A 17,293-nucleotide genomic window follows, 5' to 3' on the forward strand; every position below is an offset into this window, starting at 1 on the left:
AACTGCCCGCCGTGAGCGCACGCCTGGACTCCCTTGATATCCACCCGCTTCGGAACGATCTCTACAACGAGCTCCATTCACGACCGTTCCAGGTGTTGCCGACACCGGCGCGGGTCACCCAGATGGCGGTGTTGACCACGCCCGAGCAGCGGGAACAGCAATTCCGGCATCTGCAGGAGCTCCATCGGCTGATGGGGCACCCGGTGCCCGAAAAAGAAGTGGGCTGCTTCGAGCACACCTTTGGTTCTTTGCGGGTTCGGCGCGAGATGCACATGGAGTTTGCGTCCTACACCTTCATCAATCTGGACGCGGGCGATGAAGCACCATTTACCGAGACGGGTATTACGCCGCTGCCGGCAGGTTGGCTGGAACAGCTGACCGGCACAGTGATTGCTGCCTTCCATCTGGAAGTCCGGCCCGCCGCTGATGGCACCGAAGGCGACCTGGATTATGTCCGCAAGCACTTCGAAGGCATGCGACTGGTCGGCTCCAGCCCCCAGGAAGGCGCCGCCCGCGTGTGGGGCACCTTTCGGCTGCATAGTGACGGTTTTGGCCGCTTTATGGTGATGAACCACCACATGTCAGACAGCCAGCTGGGACGCCTGACCCAGCGCCTGATGGAAATTGAAACTTACCGCCTGATGTCACTGCTGGCGCTACCGGTTGCCCGGGAAATCACGCCCTCCCTGAACGATATGGACGAGAAACTGGCAGTGATTACCCGATCACTGGCCGAAAACGAAACGGTGGATGAAGAAAAGCTCCTGGCCCAGCTGACCAACATTGCGGCCCGTATCGAGGCCTTCCGGGCCCACTCCACGTTCCGGTTTTCCGCCACCAGAGCTTACCATCAACTGGTCCTGACCCGCCTGGAAGAACTGCGGGAAGACGAACTTTCAGGCCACCTGACCCTGACCGAATTCATGACCCGCCGGCTGACACCGGCGGTGAAAACCTGCGAGGCGGTCAGTGAGCGGCTGGAAGATCTGTCACGCCGGATCGACCGGGCGTCAGACATGATGCGCACCCGGGTGGAACTGGCCATCCAGAGCCAGAACCAGCAACTGCTCAGCTCCATGGACCGGCGCTCCAAAATTCAGCTGATGATGCAGCACACGGTGGAAGGTTTCTCCGTGGTGGCCATTACCTATTACCTGATTGGCCTGCTGAAATTCGGGCTGGATTCGGTTTATGAAGCTGGCGTGGCCTTCAACAAAACCTTAGTTCTCGGCATCGCCATTCCGGTGGTGATGACCCTGGTGTTTCTCGGGGTTCGTGTGGTCCACCACCACTTCATCAAGATGGCAAAACGGCAGTAGCTACTTCAGTTTGCCCAGCTCCCGCTCGCCGGCAAACTGCCGGTAGAACTGCTGGGCCGTTCGGCCGTTGCGCACGCCCTTGGCGGTGGCGAAGCGAATGGCCTCCCGGTGCAGGCCTTCACGGTCATCAAATTGCGGGAAAAGTGCATCCACGGCCTGTAGGAAGACGTCCTGCGAGAAGGCATAGAATGATAGCTGCAGACCGAAGCGGTCCGCCAGCGAGACCTGCTCTTCGATGGCCTCCGCCGGGTGCAGCTCCCCGTCCCGCATCTCGCTCTTGAGGTTGTCAGACATGAACTCCGGCATCAGGTGCCGGCGGTTGGAGGTGGCATATACCCGCACGTTCTCCGGCGGCAGTTCCAGGGAACCCTCAAGCACACTTTTCAGGGCCTTATAGCTGGACTCGCCCACGTCGAACGACAGATCGTCGCAGAAAATCACGAATCGGAGCGGCAGATCGCAAATGTCGTCAACAATCTCTGGCAGATTGACCAGATCGTCCTTGTCCACCTCAATCATCCGGAGCCCGCGCTCCTTATATCGATTCAGCAATGCCTTGATCAGGGACGACTTACCCGTGCCCCGGGAGCCCCAGAGCAAGGCGTTGTTGGAGGGTTCACCAGCAAGAAAGCGCTCGGTATTGCGGGCCAGGGCTTGTTGTTGCCGGTCGATACCCTTCAGGTCCTGCCATTGCACCGGATCGAGTCGGCGGATGGCACGAAGCCCTGAACGATGGCGACGCCAGACCGCCGCCGGAGTGGATTGCCAGTCAAAGGGTGCAGTCGCAGACATAAACCTCTTTCCTATTCCGTCGCGGGTCAGGCTGTGAAACACTGACCCTGAAAAAACCTTGATAACAGGAGACTTTACCCCAAATGGCCGTAAAATCCGTCGCTTTGGTGGCACACGACAACAAGAAAAAGGAGCTGGTGGACTGGGTTGCCGAAAACCGCACCCGCTTTGCCCCACTAAAACTCTACGCCACCGGCACCACCGGACGGCTGCTACGGGACAACCTGGAGCGGGATGACATCCATTGCCTGCTCAGTGGACCCCTGGGCGGCGACCAGCAAATCGGCGCAAAAATTGCCGAGGGCGAAATCGACCTGCTGGTGTTCTTCTGGGATCCACTCGAACCCCAACCCCACGACCCGGATATCAAGGCCCTGCTGCGGATTGCCGCGCTGTGGAACATCCCGGTGGCCTGCAACCGGGCAACGGCCGAATTCATTCTGACCTCAGCCTACATGACCGACGACCAGCACCAGCCGAAAAAGCCCGACTTCTCCGATTACACCGGTCGCTCGGTCAGCGCCTGAATAATGTTCAATCGGGCCGCTTACAGCTACACTAAAATAGAAGCTGTAAAGGAACGCCGGCCTGCCGATGAAAACTCGCGCGACTCACAAAAATAGCGGATGCTGGAGGGTGGCCGCTGCATTTCTCTGGGGCTTTTATCTTTTGCTGACAGCCCCATTGGCGTTTTCCGAGCAGCCCGACGAGACCATTACCGTCGGTATCGTTGGCGACAACAAACCCTACTCGTTCGATGATGGCCCCGGCGCCTCCGGCTTTTCTGTGGATGTTCTCAGGGAGGTGGCCCGACAGTCGGGCCTGAACTTCCGGTTCCGGGCCGGCAGCTGGCCGGAAATCTACGATGCGTTTCTACGCAGTGAGCTGGATGTTATTGATGGCATTTCTTTCAGTGCCGAACGCTCGGAAAAAATCCTGTTCACCGAGCCCTATCATCTGCGCCAGACCTATCTGATGCATAACAGCCAGGAGCCGATGGGGCAGATAAGCTCGCTGGCGGACCTCGAAAACAGGCGTGTAGGCGTCGTACGCGATGTCTATTACCGTGACGCTCTTGAGGAACACGGGCTGTCCATTACCAGCTACGATTCTGTTCACAGCATGATTCGTGCCCTCGCGTTTGGCTGGGTTGATGTCATTATCGGCCCAAGACTGACCCTTCAATATTATGCCAACCAGGCCGGCTTTGGTTTTCTTGAAATCGCTGGGACCGCCCCCCTTGGAGATCTGGCAACCGAGGATTTTCGCATTGGCGTACTCAAATCCAATGAGGGCCTTTACCAGAGAATCACTGAGGGCCTGGGGCAGATTCCAGTCGAGCGCATCAACGAGCTGCTCAACCGTTGGCAGGAACTGGGCGGTAATAACCTTTCCAACGGCGTCAGCTTTACCCTGACGCCAAGGCAACGCGAGTTTATCGCCGAGACCGGCCCCGTTCGCGTTGGCCTGATGCGGGACTACGCGCCCTACAGCTTCGAGAGCGCAACCCGGATTCACGGGTTGAGCGTTGATGTGCTCGGCCGAATATCAGACCTGACCGGGTTGCAGATCATCCCTGTGGAAGGCCAATGGATCGAACTGCTCCCGCTGTTCAGAGACGGGGAAATCGATGTATTGGCCAACATGTCATACCGACCCGAGCGCGAGGCATTTACCCGATTTACCCAGCCCTACCATACGATTCCCAACGTGGCGTTTACCCGGGACCCTGCCCTGAGAATCAACAGCCTTGAAGACCTGAAGAGCCAGCGCGTGGCTCTGGGCTCTGGCATCTACTACGAAGAACCGGTGCGCAATGCACTCGGTGAGAATGCGAGGATCTTTACCACCCAGGACACCATGTTCCAGGCACTTGCGAGAGATGAGGTGGATGTGGTGCTCGCGGCCCTGCCCAACGGCAACTTCTGGGTGCGTGAGATGGGCATAACAGGCGTGAGAATCGCCGGCGAGCTAATCATCGACGGCCAGAGCGGGGAGGATCTGAGGTTCGGTGTCAGACCTGGTCTGGCACCGTTGGTGGACATCCTGAATCAGGCATTGTCAGCAATCACCCCGGAAGAGATGCACGCCATTGAAACCCGCTGGCTGGGTGCCAGTGTCGACCTGGAAGTGCAGGCAACGGGAGAAGTGACCCTGAATGCTGCAGAGCTGGCCTGGCTCGAGTCCCACAACCACCAGATCAACACCTGCATCGATCCGGATTGGTTTCCACTTGAAGGCCTTGATGCAGAGGGTAAGCATGCCGGGTTATCGGCGGAAGTAGTCCGCTTGTTTTCAAAACGGACGCCCATTCAATTCGAACTGGTTCGCACCGACACCTGGACAGAATCCATTCTCAGCATGAAGAGGGGCGAGTGCGATATCTTCACGATGGCGATGCAAACGCCAGAGCGGCTGGATTACCTGAACTTTACCGACCCCTATCTTGAGGTGCCCACGGTTGTCCTTGGCCGGATTGAGGCTCCGTTTATCGAACGTGTTGGCGATCTGCGAGGCCAGCGAATCGGCATTGTTGAGGGTTACGCCTTTGAAGAACTTCTGCGAAGCCGCTACCCCTCAATGAACCTGGTTGAAGTCGCCAACGAGCAGGCAGGTCTGCGTAAATTACAGAGCAACGAGTTGGATGGGTACATTACAACACTGGCAACCGCCAGCTATTACATGCAGGAACTCGGGCTTGCCGACGTGAAAGTCATCGGCCGTATTCCGGCAGACTGGTCACTGTCGGTGGCTACTCGCAAAGAGGAGCCCGTGGTTTTTGGCATCATGCAAAAGCTGGTATCCAGCCTGACTTCTGAAGAGCGGAAAAATCTCGAACGGCAATGGCGCAATATTCAGATTGAGGAATCCGTGGACTACACGCTGATCTGGCGCTTATCCATCGCCGCGATATTCATAGCCGGCCTTCTTGTCTTCTGGAACCGAAAACTAGGTCGGCTAAACAGGGATCTGTCCCACGCCAACGAAACCCTCGCCCGGCTGAGCGTTACCGACGACTTGACCAAGCTGGGCAACCGAAGCTATTTCGACCAGGAATTCCGCAAGAGTTTCCAATGGTGCCAGCGCCACGGTTCGGGCTTTGCCGTCGCGATGGTGGACGCCGACCATTTCAAGATGATCAACGATAATTACGGCCACGAGGCGGGGGATGTCTGCCTGCAAACACTGGCTGGCCTGATGCGTGAACACTTCCGCCGGGAAACCGACAGGCTCTCCCGCTTCGGTGGTGAAGAGTTTGTTATTTTTGCCAGCTACGAAGACAGGAACGAGATCAGGAATCGCCTCGAGACTTTCCGCAAGGCCGTACAGAAAAGCTGCTCGGTGTGCGGCGAACACGAAGTCAACCTGACCATCAGCATTGGCCTCGCCACGGGCATTCCCGGACCCGACGACTCGCCAGCGGAATTTCTGCGGCAGGCTGACCAGGCGCTCTATCAGGCCAAACAGAATGGCCGCAACCGCCTCGAAGCTCGTTCGGTGGGCTCCTGAGTGGTGCTAGACTAGAATAAAAACAAAGCTACAAGGAGAACACCATGGCACGCATCTACGAGGACAACTCCCTGTCCATCGGCAACACCCCGTTAGTCAGACTGAACCGCGTCAACGATGGCGCCACCATCTGGGCCAAGATCGAGGGCCGCAACCCGGCCTATTCGGTCAAATGCCGGATTGGCTCAGCCATGATCTGGGACGCCGAAAAACGCGGCACCCTGAAACCCGGTATGACCATCGTGGAGCCCACCAGTGGGAACACGGGCATCGCCCTGGCCTATGTGGCAGCCGCCAGGGGCTATAAACTGATCCTGACCATGCCCGCTTCCATGAGCCTGGAGCGTCGCAAGGTGCTGAAAGCGCTCGGTGCAGAGCTGGTACTGACCGAACCAGCCAAAGGTATGCCGGGCGCCATCGCCAAGGCTGAAGAAATCTTTGCCAGCGATCCAGACAATCATTTTCTGCCTCAGCAGTTCCAGAACCCGGCCAATCCCCGAATTCACGAGGACACCACCGGCCCGGAAATCTGGAACGACACGGATGGTGAGGTCGATGTCTTTGTGGCCGGGGTTGGCACCGGCGGCACACTGACCGGTGTTTCCCGCTACATCAAAGGCACCAAGGGCAAGAAAATTGCCACCATTGCCGTCGAACCCGCCGACTCGCCCGTGATTACGCAGGTGATGAACGGTGAGGACCCCAAACCATCCCCTCACAAGATTCAGGGCATCGGGGCTGGCTTCGTACCCAAGAACCTGGACCTGGAAATGGTCGATCAGGTGGAGACTGTCACCAATGAAGACGCCATGGACATGGCCCATCGACTGATGCAGGAAGAGGGCATTCTCTGCGGCATTTCCTGCGGCGCGGCGGTGGTGGCTGCAGTTCGAATCAGCAAGCAGCCGGAATACCAGGGTAAGAATATTGTGGTGGTGCTGCCGGATACGGCGGAGCGTTACCTGTCTTCGGCACTGTTCGCCGACCGGTTTGGTGAACTGGAAAACGTTCAATAGTTGTGAAAAGGCGCAGCATGTTGCTGCGCCTTGCACTCATCAGAACTGATACTTCAGGCCGACCCGACCGGTATCAAACTCCGGCCCGCTGTTGGTAACCTGGCCGTTGAAATCTTCTTTATCAATGTCGACGTTGTAGCGATTGTATTCCGCGAATGCCGTCAAATGAGGTGTCACCCGGAAATCCACACCGGCACCCACGAAGGGCGATACCTCATCGTAGGTCTCACTTTCGTTGAATGCATCAACATCGAAAGCGGACGCAAACGCCCCGGCCTTGCCATACACGCCGAAGCTCTCAGTCAGGGGCAGTCGGCCAACCGCGCCCAGGCCAAAGCCTTTCAGCTTGCCTTCAACATCGTCCTCGCCAAAGTTGCCGAAATCAATGTACTCCGCCTCCAGGGCAAAAAACGGGCTGAACTGGTAGCCAACAGCGGCGCCAAGCAGATCGTTTTCATCCTCGAACTCGCCGCCGTGTGATTTGTAGCCGCCGTAGCTGCCACTAACATAAGGACCCGACCGGTCCCGCTCCACGCTGCCCTGAGCCAGAACGGCGGGCGCAGCGGCGAAAGACGCTATGAACAGTGCGGCAGTGGTAAAACGGATTGCGGAATTCATAGGGCGTTCCTCCTGATGAGTTCAAATGTCCTTTCATTCCATGGGAATCGAAAGTTGCCTTCCAATTTCCTGAACTCACCCTACAGAGGATTCCCTCAGATTTGGGTTAAAACCCAACTACGATTCATTCATATTCCCTTAATTCTTCAAGACAGGCGCCCCCAAAGGGAGCACCTGTTCGGATCAGCGACGTTGGTCCAGCCCCATGCAGTTGGCATAGAAAGTAGTGGTTGCTGGCCAGTCCGAGAAGATACCAATCACCCCCACCTCACGGGCCAGAACATCAATCACGGTCAGCATATCGCCGTCGTTGTTAATGGCATCAGTCACTGTCTGGTAATACCAGCCACCTCCGTTTTCCAGTGGGCCGCTGCGCTCAACCGTCCAGGCGATTAGGTCCAGACCCGCGGTACGGGCATTTTCGGCGTACTCTGACGGAACAATCGCACCATAGCTATCAAGCGTCAGCATCTTCCAGAGGGCCGGAGCCAGGATATTCACGCCCTGTGCCTTCAGGCTTTCCATGTAGGCTAGCGAGGTGTTTTCCGGCGTAGGGGCCGACTGATCGAGGAACACCGCCTGCCGGCCAAAGCGGGGTGTCTCGTCTACCCAGAACAGCACATCGTCCAGATTGAATGACTGGGGCCATACATCCCTCGGCCTGACGCCCGCATCGATGTAATCCTGGATCATCTGGCGGGCATAGTCCTGCTGGCTATAGTCGCCCTCAAACGGCATATCCACCACCGGGGATTTCAGCTCCGGGGTGAACTTGACGCCCAGAGCCTTGAAAAGCTCGATGCTCTCTTTATGGGTCATCAACGTGCCACGACTGGCATAGAGGTCTGTACGCCAGTCGGCCGTGCCAGCCAGATACTCCTCCGGCGTGGTTGCCATGGGGTTATAGGCGTCCATCTTGCCCTTCAGGGACTTGAACTCTGCGAGGGTAATATCACTGGTTCGGCACTCGGCACGGGCCGGTGTGCCCGATGCCGGATCGGCCGGTACAAACGGCTGGGTGCACTTGGCGTTCAGCTCCGGGACCGCGACGATGTTCGTTGTGGTGTGCAGGTCGTTCTGGGCGTGCCGGCAAACCAGTTCACGGTCCTTGGTGAATGCCACATCACACTCCACAATGCCTGCGCCCATCTGCGCTGCGGCAACGTAAGACTCCTTGGTGTGCTCGGGAAACTGCAGAGGGGCGCCACGGTGGCCGATAGAAAAATCCGAGCGCTTTAGATGGCGGGTATTGCAGGACTGCAGGCGCTCCTTCAAGGGGCCCTCATCCATATTATCGACCAGCCAGAACGGCCGAGGCCCCAGGTGGATCGGCTGCTTGTCCGCCGCGCGCTTATGCCAGGATTGGGCAGGCACATCTTTCCAGTCGTCCAGACCGGGCGGCACCCAGGATTCAGGATGGGACTTACCCGGCGCGGCCTGCGCCACAGAGAGGGCTGCCGTGCAGAGTGACAACCCGAAGATCGTGCGTAACTTCATAACCAGCTCCTTGTGAAATGAATGATACTGCATCACCAGTGTTCACAAGGAGGGTTACGACGGTAAGACGTTTCCGTGAAGGCGGCGTGATACTCAGCTGGCCGTTGAGGCCTCGTATTCACGTATCATTGAGAACAACTGATCCTTGTGGTTCAGCCGTTTCTTCTTGAGCGTTTCCAGATAGTCGTCGGACGTGTTCTCAGCGCCCGTTTCGATGCGATGCACCTCATGATCCAGCTCATGATATTCATCAAACAGCTTGGCGAAGTGAGCGCTGTTGGTTTTCAGAAGGTGGATGGCCTCTTTGTATTCCGGCAGTTCGTGAATCAGATCGTGCTTTTCCAGGGACATTCGTGCAGTCTCCATGACTGTGGGGGATGAGATTAAATTCACTGATCCCAGTGTATGGCTCGCTGGTGTGGTCGGTCTTGATCCCCGTCAAGCGGCCGAACGCCTGCACACCCAATTACCGCACAGGTTCATCGTTCCGTATACGAAGGAAGCTGGCAAAGCGAGGCAAACCGGTGGCTGTGAGGCCATAGTACTTGAACGTGATCGTGGTTCCGGGGTCAGGAGGCGAGGCTCTCTCTCCATCGGTAAACCCCGAACCGATCCGGAATTGCCTGCCATCTTCCAGTTCCACCAGCAGTGACCCCATCAGCCCCTCGAATTTGCCCTGGCCCGGTAGGTGACGGACCACTAATGCTTCGGCATCCTGATACTGTTTCACTTTCAGCAGATCGTTCGAGCGCCCGCTGCGGTAACCACTGCCCCCCAGCCTCAGCATTAACCCCTCTGCTCCGCCGTCGACCGCCTCATCCAGCCGCTGCATCAGCTTCTCATGGGTGCTTGCCCGTTGTTGATCGACCAGCGCCATGTACGGTGATCCAACCTCCTCAACTAATACACGTAGCCGTGTCAGGCGTTGATCGAAGGTTGCCTCCTTATCCGGAAGATCAAACACCATGAACCGAATCCGCTGCCAATCGTCGTCATCTGGCACTTCCTGACGCACCGCCCCCGACAACTCGGCAAAACGGCCACGCCCCATCCAGAGCTCGCCGTCCAGAGGGTGATCCGGAAACCCTTTGGTGAACCATTCGGGCGCGCGGTAATCATGCCCGCCTCGGGAGAGAAAACGTTCGCCAGTCCAGTAAGCGCGAACCCCGTCAAGCTTTTCACTGACCCAGTAGCCGTCCAGCGACATGCCTTTTTGATACACGTTGGCAAGTGTCAGCTCGGGCGGTTTGCCTACCGACACTGGAGAAAACAGAAGGGAAAGCAGCACCGGCAGCACGACGCTGAACAATCGAAGAGACATGGCAATTCCTTTGCTCTCAGTTGCGTTTATACAGAGGCCTGATTTCCCTTCCGCCCCTGGTCATCAACAGCGGATTAGTTGTTTCCGCAGGTGCTCCTCACCTTTTCCCGGAAATCTTCGCGAATGCGGGTGTTCTCAGCCTCGCTCACGAATACCCGCTCCCCCTGATCGTTTACGTTGTAAAAGGTAGAGACGCTAGCCAGATACTTGAGGCGCGCCCGAAGCTTCCTGCACAGCTCAGCTTGCGTCTCCGCTTTCTCTTCTGCCTTGGCACTAGCGGCCTGCCGGGCCTCACGCTCTTCCTGCTGCTGCTCCAGAAACTCGGTCATCTTCTGATGCCGTTCCCGCACTCCCGCATCCACACTGGCCGGAGCGGCCTTCACCGAGACTTCACTTGATGCCGCCTTGGCCGGGGGACGGTCCCCGAAATGGGTCTGGCCGTTGGCATCGACCCATTTGTAGACGCCGGCGTTTGCGGAGAGGGGGAGAAGGCAGAGGAGCGTTAGAGCAATTTTTACAGACACTGCGAATTCCTTTTCAAAGGCTAGTAGTAGTTGGCTTTACCGAAAATGGCTTCAATCGCCTTCGGCCACTTGTACTTAAAGGGTGTATACTTCGACCATATTATGGTCGGCATAAAGAAGAAAAATAATACATTCCCAAAAATACGACGACCGATTTGGCCAGCCACGTGCTGATTATATGAGTCATAATTTGCTCCGTAGAGATTCTCCTTATCCTCTTCAATAACTCCCTCGTTGTAATACCTGACAATAAAATTCCATTTCCGATACATATTCTCTTCTTTAAACCCAGAATAGATCTTCTTGCGCTGCAGGGGCATCTTAGGGGGCTTCCCGCAAAAGTAATGCTTCTCCCGCATGAACAGGTGGGCGTAGTACTGCCGCTCCCACACAACACCAGAGCCCAGATACTGCCAGTTGTAGGAAAAGGTCACTTCCAGCTCGTCCCAGGGAATCCTGTAGAAGGTACCGCGGTGCCCTATGTAAACGACCCCCTCCTTACGGTCGATCCGGACCGGCAGCGTGTACGGAAAGAAAATCTCGAACAGGTAGACGGCTACCCATACAGGACCAAAAGCGATCAATACTCCAAGCAACGCCTTTGAGTAGAACAAGCTAACAACCCAACCCAACGCCAGGACAATTATCATGAACATACTTACGATGACTGGCATGGCCCTTCGAAGAGACAAGAAGGCAGTTCTAATGTCTATGAACCGTTCACTAATGTAAGCGACACCCTGATCCATATCTTCCGAGGAATCGGACACTCCCGACACCTTCCTGCCCGGCGGGCTGGCGAGCCGCCCACCATGAGTACGGTACAGCTTCTTTTCCAGCTGTTGCTCCAGGCCCGTCTCCGGAAAATCACACTTCAAAGGCGAGTCTTTCATCGACACCCAGTTCCTCTACATCGTTACCGTCTAGAATAAAACGAAGCCCGTTTTCACCCGTGACTTTGCGGCCGTCCTTCTCGTACTCAATCAGCATTTCAAGCTGATCACACTTGTTGTGGTTGTAGTGGTCAAACCGAAATAAAACACCCCCAGTAGACGCGTCTAACTGCTTCCTCCTATGAAACAAGTCTGAGATATCCTTCGGTTCATCTTTCCCAAACCAGTTGGTGTCCACCTCAAACAGCCTGATGTAATACGTGCAACTCCCATCACTGTAACCCGGCAAATACACCACAAAAGAGGTCATTTCCGACATGACCTGATGCTCACCCCGGTTTATATCCCAATGTCGACCGATGTGCTCGGTTATCCGAACAATGGGAGAAAACAGCATGTAATAAAACGAATCCAATTCCGCTTCAAAATAACGCCTGACATCGACGCCTTCATCCTGAGAAAAAACGGTTCGGCTTTCCTCCAGCAGTTCCGCGCTCGATGGCCTGGACTTCTCATCCCAGTAACGCAACGTGGGCGCATTGCCCCAGAATGACATAGAAAGGAAGTCCTCGATCCGGGACCGGGCGATGTATAGCTGTACCATGCTGATAACGAAGGAGATGGCAATCAGAACCGCGCCGACCACGAGCACAACGGCCACGCCTACCCCGGTGGTAACCGCACCCGCCACCGACAGAGTAGCCAGGTAGGTGATACCGATGCTCAGCCCTATCTGGAGCCCAGACAGGGCCACCATAGCGTGATGGCCTGTGTCCAAGGCCTTGAGGCCCAGCCTTCCTTCCAGACCTATCGACAGTAAAACACCTACGTAGGGAAGGGTCTTTGTGGTGATTGTCACGAAGCTCTTTGCAGCAACAGACAAAATTTTCACATCCTTTAAGATACGTAGAGCCACCGACACCCTCGCCCCAGCTGCCGACAGGTTTGCCCCGAGAGCTTTCGCGTACTCCTCCTTGATCAGCAACCCGCTGAGGTTAACCACACCTTCGCCGATGCTCCACAGGCCAGATACAAAATACCCCCACCGGTCGATGACGGATCGATCGCCCAGCATTACATCCTGCTGGGTCTTGTCCAGGCCGGAGAAAAGGCTTGCCACATTAATCGCGTGAAAGAAGGTCACAGCCCCAATGAACTTGCCCCGGTTCTGTTTAATGCTTTCAACCACCGGGTCCAACCGGGTATGAAGCCAGCCAAAGGGATTGTCCTTAAAGTCCGGGGTCAGGTGGAACACGTCGATCATGGTGCCTCGCAGGTAATTCCTGATCCTGGCATCCGCCATGCCGGCAGCCAGCGGCGTCATTGTCAGCTCAGACTGGTTATGGCCAGCGGCTTCCAGTGACGTGCGGTGGACCGCCATGAGCAGGTCCGTTGCGGTATTCAGGGTTATTCCCTGCCGGTGAACATCAATCCCATAGCGTTTCTGGACAGCCTTGGTCCATTTTTTCCACTGCGGCCAAGTCTGAGGGTCTTTCGCCCAGGCTCCCAACTTTGCGGCGGGCGCGGCAAATTCCAGCATCAAGACGTCGGTGGCGGTGCTCACGCGCACATACGCCGGCATGTCGAAGATATTGTTCACAATCTTCAGGCGACCAAAATCAAAACCGGGGAGGTCTTTCAGTTTCTGGGCAATACCGTTGGTGGCAGATGCCAGGAACAACACGGTGTTGAGCATGTTACCGACAGTGCCGGCTTCGCCTTCGTCTGCTTCCAACCACCGCTCGGCGTCTTCCTTGCCCTTTTCCGCACCGACATATCCGTCCAGTATATCCGCCAGTTCCTGCTCAACCGCCTCAAACCCTTCCGCGCAATAACAGTCGTTGAACTCCAGCTTCCCGGCCAACTGGTCGGAGTCGATCCACCGCTTCCAGTCATCGAACACCAGTGCACGGGCCTGGTCATACTCTTCAATCTGTGTGTGGTAGCTTTCAACGAACGCGTCTTTTTCCCCTGAACGAATTCTTTCTTTTAGTTCCTCGGTCACTACTTGCCGGTCTTCTTCCGTTTCCTTCTTGCTGGCCTCACGGGCGATGAGCGCATCCACCATCTGGGAGATGGTGTAGGCGTAGGCGTTCTCCTCCGCATAATTCGTAATCAGGTTTACATGAAGGGCATGGAGTTGGCCCAGCTCAGAGGCGATACCTATTTCATCGGCAAGGGCGACGCAGTAAGAGAATTCAGTTTCTTTTTTGCACTGCCCCTGCAAATCCGACTCACTGATTCCTTGTGCAAAATCCGTCAAGCTCCACTCGAAATCCACTGGCTCTGGCCGAAAATCTTCAACCACTTCGTTTATGGCTTCGGTTTCACTGATATTTATGTCTTCACGATTTTCCGGAAGCCCGCTCAGGTCGAACGACTGCATGTGCTCTTCACGAACTTGTGCGTCCGTTCGTACTAGTTCCTGCAAACGCACAGTCCACCGATGCTGCACGAATTTCAGAAGCACCTTGCCTTCTGCAGGGTGGTGTATGGCGGGCAAAGCCCTTTGTGCGTCGGCACCTGGAAGCAGTACCGAGTTCACACCGGGCTGTACTTCGGTTATCAGGCCCTGCTCATTGACCCGGTATTCATGCAGCGCTCCGAAAACTTCGGAGAACATGTAGACCCAACCAGGTGTCAGTTTTCGAACACAGTAATGAGTAGTTCCAAGCGCCACGGAAGGTGGACGGAAGTTGGAGGGTAAAGCAACCTCTTCCTGACTGATCGCCCAACGTACCGGATACAACGCAACGGTTTTGAGCGGAAGCGGGCACATCTGCGCCGCTGAGTCGATATCATCAGCACCCTGTAAAAACGCTGAGCTGTTTGCACTACCCATGAACCAGTCCCTCCGTTGACTTTTTCTCGGCGAATTCTGCAATTCGCGCTATGGCTCTGCCTGGCGCTGCGGAATGCTCTTTCCACAGATTCTGTACTTCACTGTTGTCGAATGCCTGGTGTCCAAGCCAGCCAATCGTATTGATAAACAGCGCAATATCTCGGGTACTGCAGAGCCCCCGCGCTTTCGCAGCGTCGACTAAAGCAGAGACCGTCCCCCAATCCTGCCCATCGGTATCCGTTTTCTGAAGCAAATGGGGAAAGTAGTCTGCAACGTGAAGTTCTAGCTTTCTGAGGGCTGTCTTTTCGGCCGCTCTTTCCATGGCAACCTGGTGTTCCTCAAGGATGCTGAACCTCTCAGCCTGCTGCTCGATACTGGGCTGATCATTATGAAAATAGTCCCACTCACCAGTTCGGCGCCCCTGAATGGCGAACAGGCTACAAGGCCCCATCAATCGCCTCACATTTTCACCTGATGCATCCAGCTTCAACAGGTGCCGCGCGATTTCAGGATCATAAAACCGGAAAACAACCTCATCTCCTGTGACCAGCCTCGCCAAAAGCAATCCACGCAAGTGGTGCATGACCTCTTCGAAGTGACAGTCAGCCCGCAATACAATGGCAACACCCTGATGTTTCCAATCGTCGAAGCATTTCAGTGCCAGGGAGCTATCTATTCCCGCTTCAACCAGCCACGGTGAAATTTCCAATAAGTCGACAAGCTCAGTTTCCCTGTAGAGCGCATCACAATGAGGTGTTTCGATCTCACGAAAAATAACCTGGGGCAAATTATTTACTTTGGCGCCATCAATAAGAATGAACGTCTTACCCTTACCGGGAAGTCCAGCAAGATACCCCATCAGATCGCACCTTGTGATTCTGATGAGCAGACCTGGCAAATTCCCTTCCCCTGATTCGCGGCATTCTTGATGGCACGTATCTGGTCGGACTTGGCCATCAGTCTTTGGGGTGCCTCCGGGAGGGCCACCGGCGCAACAGCCCCCCCATTCTTCTCCACCAGGGCGGGCATCTCCGGCATCTGAACCTCCTGCCCGCTCCCCTTACCCGGCGAACCTCCAGCATTAAGTTTGATCGCCGCGCCTCCCATGGCCACGCCACTGGGATCAATCTTCACAAAGCTGCCACCAGCTTTGAGGGTGATTTCCGCACCCGCCTCGATAACGGTTTTCTGCCCGGCTTTGATGTGCAGTTCGGTGCCGGCTTCACTGAGCCAGGCGGTGCCGACCTTGACGTGAAGTGTGCCGGTGACGTTCAAACTGCGATCCTTGCCCGTTTTTTCCCGTTTCTCACGCTCGACCTTGGCGTGTTCATTGCCTTTGATGTGGGCCCTCTGTTCGTTTGCCACGGTCAGATGGCTATCGTTCTTGATGACTTCAGTGCGGTTGTTTCTCGTGAGCAGTGCAAGGTCTTTCTGGGCGTGAACGTAGATCTGTTCTTCGCCGGCTTCGTCTTCAAACCGCAGCTCGTTGCTGCCCTCGCCCTTGTGGGTTTTGGATTTCAGGGTGGTGCGGGTTTTATGCTCCGGCAGCGCATACGGTGGCGTGTTGGTGGCGTGCCAGGTTCGGCCGGTGATGATGGGCTGGTCCGGGTCTCCGTCCAGGAAGGAGACGATTACTTCATGACCGATCCTCGGCAATGCGGTGAATCCATACTGGCCGCCGGCCCACTCCTGGCTGACCCGAAGCCAGGCACTGCTGTGTTCATCGTTGGCCCCATAGCGATCCCAGGGAAACCTCACTTTCACCCGTCCGTACTGGTCACAATGGATTTCTTCGCCTTCCGGGCCGGTAACCATGGCCATCTGGGGCCCGTCCATCAGGGGTTTGTGCTCACACAGCGGCCGCCAGCTTCGGTCTGCGGGGATGGCGCTAAAGTGGTTGCCGTAGCGTGTCGGTTCGCTGCCACCCTCTTCTTCCAGGGCCTGGGGTTGAGAGCCGGTGTGGGTGAGCGCCGTAAGCAGCCAGTCGCGATTCAGGGTTTCGTTGTTGTGGTCGGTCAGTGCCACCCGGGCACCAGGTGCGAAATCCGGGCGATTGCTTTCGCCAAAGGCTGTGCTGGCGTCACTGCGCAGGGCCTGCAGCCTGGTTTCAGTGAACGGCTGACCACTGGCGTCCTGTTTAAAGCGGCCAGGGTAGTCATAGTGCTGGTAGTCCGTCCGGTGGAGGATCTGGTCGCCAGCTTGTTCATGCATCAGGGCGTAAGCCGGGTTTTTGAAGGTGTAATCCTTCATGACGACCGAAGTGGGGCGCACCCGCTCCCGGTACGCAAACCGGAACACACAGGGCGTTCGGGCACTCCCTCCTGCTTTTTCGTTGTATGGGGCAGCCTCAAGCCTGGGCGAATCGCGATGATGATCGGCAAAAATCAGTGCAGGTGGCTCCTGGCCATCCAGGCCGCCATGCTGGTAGCGGTAGTGCCAGCCTTCCTCCGCAGCCAGGCGTTCGACAAAGGCCAGATCGCTTTCCCGGTGCTGGACGCAGTATTCCCGCTCCTCAGGACCGCGTTTAAGGTCGAAGACGGTATCGACGATCCCACGCTCCTCCAGCAGGGTACGCACAATCTCATCCGTGCCCCGGTTCTGGAAAATACGGCTGTTGTGCATCAGCGACAGGCGCCAGGGCGGTGGCCGAAACACCAGCTCATAGCGGGTACGTCGATGGCCGGAATCTCCACGGGCGAATTCGCTGACTACACCGGTAAAACGACGCAGTGGTGCCCCATCCTGCCAGACCACCAGGTCCACCGGTTGCTCCAGCACATTCGAGGCGACAACAGATGGATCGGTACTGGCCAGGTCAATACGTCCCTGAAACAGCTCGGACAGTCGTTCTGTCAGCGCAAAGCCAACAACGGAAAAGTGATCAGAGGGGAATTCGCCTATGGTGGCGGTGAATTGCAGTCCGCTTGCCTGGGGCATGTCTTCGGTCCCTGAAGAAGAAAA

14 protein-coding genes are annotated in these 17,293 nt (G+C 56.3%); 4 read left to right on the forward strand and 10 right to left on the reverse strand.

Going from position 1 to position 17,293, the window contains the following annotated elements; all coding sequences use genetic code 11:
• Nucleotides 1-11 precede the first annotated feature (11 nt).
• Nucleotides 12-1,319 (forward strand): DUF3422 family protein, encoded by a 1,308-nt coding sequence (locus NUW46_RS18540; protein ID WP_069182241.1) that lies wholly within the window; start codon nt 12-14, stop codon nt 1,317-1,319.
• Here the strand turns inward: NUW46_RS18540 and NUW46_RS18545 are convergent, their stop codons facing one another.
• Nucleotides 1,320-2,111, reverse strand: a complete 792-nt coding sequence (locus NUW46_RS18545) for an ATP-binding protein (RefSeq protein WP_418140918.1) — start codon at nt 2,109-2,111, stop codon at nt 1,320-1,322.
• 83 nt (nt 2,112-2,194) lie between these two features.
• On the opposite strand from NUW46_RS18545, the gene NUW46_RS18550 reads away from it, so the two are divergent.
• From NUW46_RS18550 to cysK, 3 genes are all read left to right on the forward strand, one after another.
• Nucleotides 2,195-2,638: a methylglyoxal synthase gene (locus NUW46_RS18550; RefSeq protein ID WP_104321209.1), complete on the forward strand. Its 444-nt coding sequence runs from the start codon at nt 2,195-2,197 to the stop codon at nt 2,636-2,638.
• 109 nt (nt 2,639-2,747) lie between these two features.
• On the forward strand, nt 2,748-5,621 hold the full coding sequence (locus NUW46_RS18555; protein ID WP_418140919.1) for a transporter substrate-binding domain-containing protein: 2,874 nt from the start codon (nt 2,748-2,750) through the stop codon (nt 5,619-5,621).
• Nucleotides 5,622-5,665: 44 nt separating this feature from the next.
• Entirely contained in the window at nt 5,666-6,637 is a 972-nt protein-coding gene (cysK, locus tag NUW46_RS18560) for a cysteine synthase A (protein WP_069182244.1), read from the forward strand.
• 39 nt (nt 6,638-6,676) lie between these two features.
• Here the strand turns inward: cysK and NUW46_RS18565 are convergent, their stop codons facing one another.
• The 9 genes from NUW46_RS18565 to NUW46_RS18605 all read right to left on the reverse strand — a co-directional run bounded on the left by NUW46_RS18565 (nt 6,677) and on the right by NUW46_RS18605 (nt 17,269).
• Nucleotides 6,677-7,255 (reverse strand): porin family protein, encoded by a 579-nt coding sequence (locus NUW46_RS18565; RefSeq protein WP_418140920.1) that lies wholly within the window; start codon nt 7,253-7,255, stop codon nt 6,677-6,679.
• Nucleotides 7,256-7,438: 183 nt separating this feature from the next.
• Complete coding sequence (locus tag NUW46_RS18570) at nt 7,439-8,752, reverse strand: glycerophosphodiester phosphodiesterase family protein (RefSeq protein ID WP_418140921.1); 1,314 nt, start codon at nt 8,750-8,752, stop codon at nt 7,439-7,441.
• 93 nt (nt 8,753-8,845) lie between these two features.
• Nucleotides 8,846-9,103, reverse strand: a complete 258-nt coding sequence (locus tag NUW46_RS18575; protein ID WP_305966338.1) for a YdcH family protein — start codon at nt 9,101-9,103, stop codon at nt 8,846-8,848.
• Between the two features lie 115 nt (nt 9,104-9,218).
• A complete protein-coding gene (locus NUW46_RS18580; RefSeq protein WP_418140922.1) occupies nt 9,219-10,073 on the reverse strand; it encodes a DNA ligase in 855 nt (284 codons plus the stop codon).
• A gap of 74 nt (nt 10,074-10,147) precedes the next feature.
• A complete protein-coding gene (locus tag NUW46_RS18585) occupies nt 10,148-10,597 on the reverse strand; it encodes a DUF4124 domain-containing protein (protein ID WP_222465608.1) in 450 nt (149 codons plus the stop codon).
• Between the two features lie 20 nt (nt 10,598-10,617).
• Complete coding sequence (locus NUW46_RS18590) at nt 10,618-11,490, reverse strand: hypothetical protein (protein ID WP_418140923.1); 873 nt, start codon at nt 11,488-11,490, stop codon at nt 10,618-10,620.
• A complete protein-coding gene (locus NUW46_RS18595; RefSeq protein WP_418140924.1) occupies nt 11,465-14,332 on the reverse strand; it encodes a toxin VasX in 2,868 nt (955 codons plus the stop codon). Before NUW46_RS18595 ends, NUW46_RS18590 begins: the two co-directional genes overlap by 26 nt.
• Nucleotides 14,325-15,191, reverse strand: a complete 867-nt coding sequence (locus NUW46_RS18600) for a DUF4123 domain-containing protein (protein WP_418140925.1) — start codon at nt 15,189-15,191, stop codon at nt 14,325-14,327. Before NUW46_RS18600 ends, NUW46_RS18595 begins: the two co-directional genes overlap by 8 nt.
• The gene (locus NUW46_RS18605) at nt 15,191-17,269 is read right to left on the reverse strand and encodes a type VI secretion system Vgr family protein (protein ID WP_418140926.1); all 2,079 of its coding nucleotides are present in this window, start codon (nt 17,267-17,269) and stop codon (nt 15,191-15,193) included. Before NUW46_RS18605 ends, NUW46_RS18600 begins: the two co-directional genes overlap by 1 nt.
• Nucleotides 17,270-17,293 lie beyond the last annotated feature (24 nt).

The sequence above is a fragment of the Marinobacter sp. MA genome (genome assembly GCF_048298425.1).
GTDB lineage: Bacteria > Pseudomonadota > Gammaproteobacteria > Pseudomonadales > Oleiphilaceae > Marinobacter > Marinobacter salsuginis.

Bases quoted from the DNA above. Each gene is read 5' to 3' on its own strand.
- NUW46_RS18595 (WP_418140924.1), bottom strand. From the start codon at position 14,332: ATGGGTAGTGCAAACAGCTCAGCGTTTTTACAGGGTGCTGATGATATC.
- NUW46_RS18545 (WP_418140918.1), bottom strand. From the start codon at position 2,111: ATGTCTGCGACTGCACCCTTTGACTGGCAATCCACTCCGGCGGCGGTC.
- NUW46_RS18580 (WP_418140922.1), bottom strand. From the start codon at position 10,073: ATGTCTCTTCGATTGTTCAGCGTCGTGCTGCCGGTGCTGCTTTCCCTT.
- NUW46_RS18575 (WP_305966338.1), bottom strand. From the start codon at position 9,103: ATGTCCCTGGAAAAGCACGATCTGATTCACGAACTGCCGGAATACAAA.
- NUW46_RS18570 (WP_418140921.1), bottom strand. From the start codon at position 8,752: ATGAAGTTACGCACGATCTTCGGGTTGTCACTCTGCACGGCAGCCCTC.
- NUW46_RS18605 (WP_418140926.1), bottom strand. From the start codon at position 17,269: ATGCCCCAGGCAAGCGGACTGCAATTCACCGCCACCATAGGCGAATTC.
- NUW46_RS18550 (WP_104321209.1), top strand. From the start codon at position 2,195: ATGGCCGTAAAATCCGTCGCTTTGGTGGCACACGACAACAAGAAAAAG.
- cysK (WP_069182244.1), top strand. From the start codon at position 5,666: ATGGCACGCATCTACGAGGACAACTCCCTGTCCATCGGCAACACCCCG.
- NUW46_RS18590 (WP_418140923.1), bottom strand. From the start codon at position 11,490: ATGAAAGACTCGCCTTTGAAGTGTGATTTTCCGGAGACGGGCCTGGAG.
- NUW46_RS18600 (WP_418140925.1), bottom strand. From the start codon at position 15,191: ATGGGGTATCTTGCTGGACTTCCCGGTAAGGGTAAGACGTTCATTCTT.
- NUW46_RS18565 (WP_418140920.1), bottom strand. From the start codon at position 7,255: ATGAATTCCGCAATCCGTTTTACCACTGCCGCACTGTTCATAGCGTCT.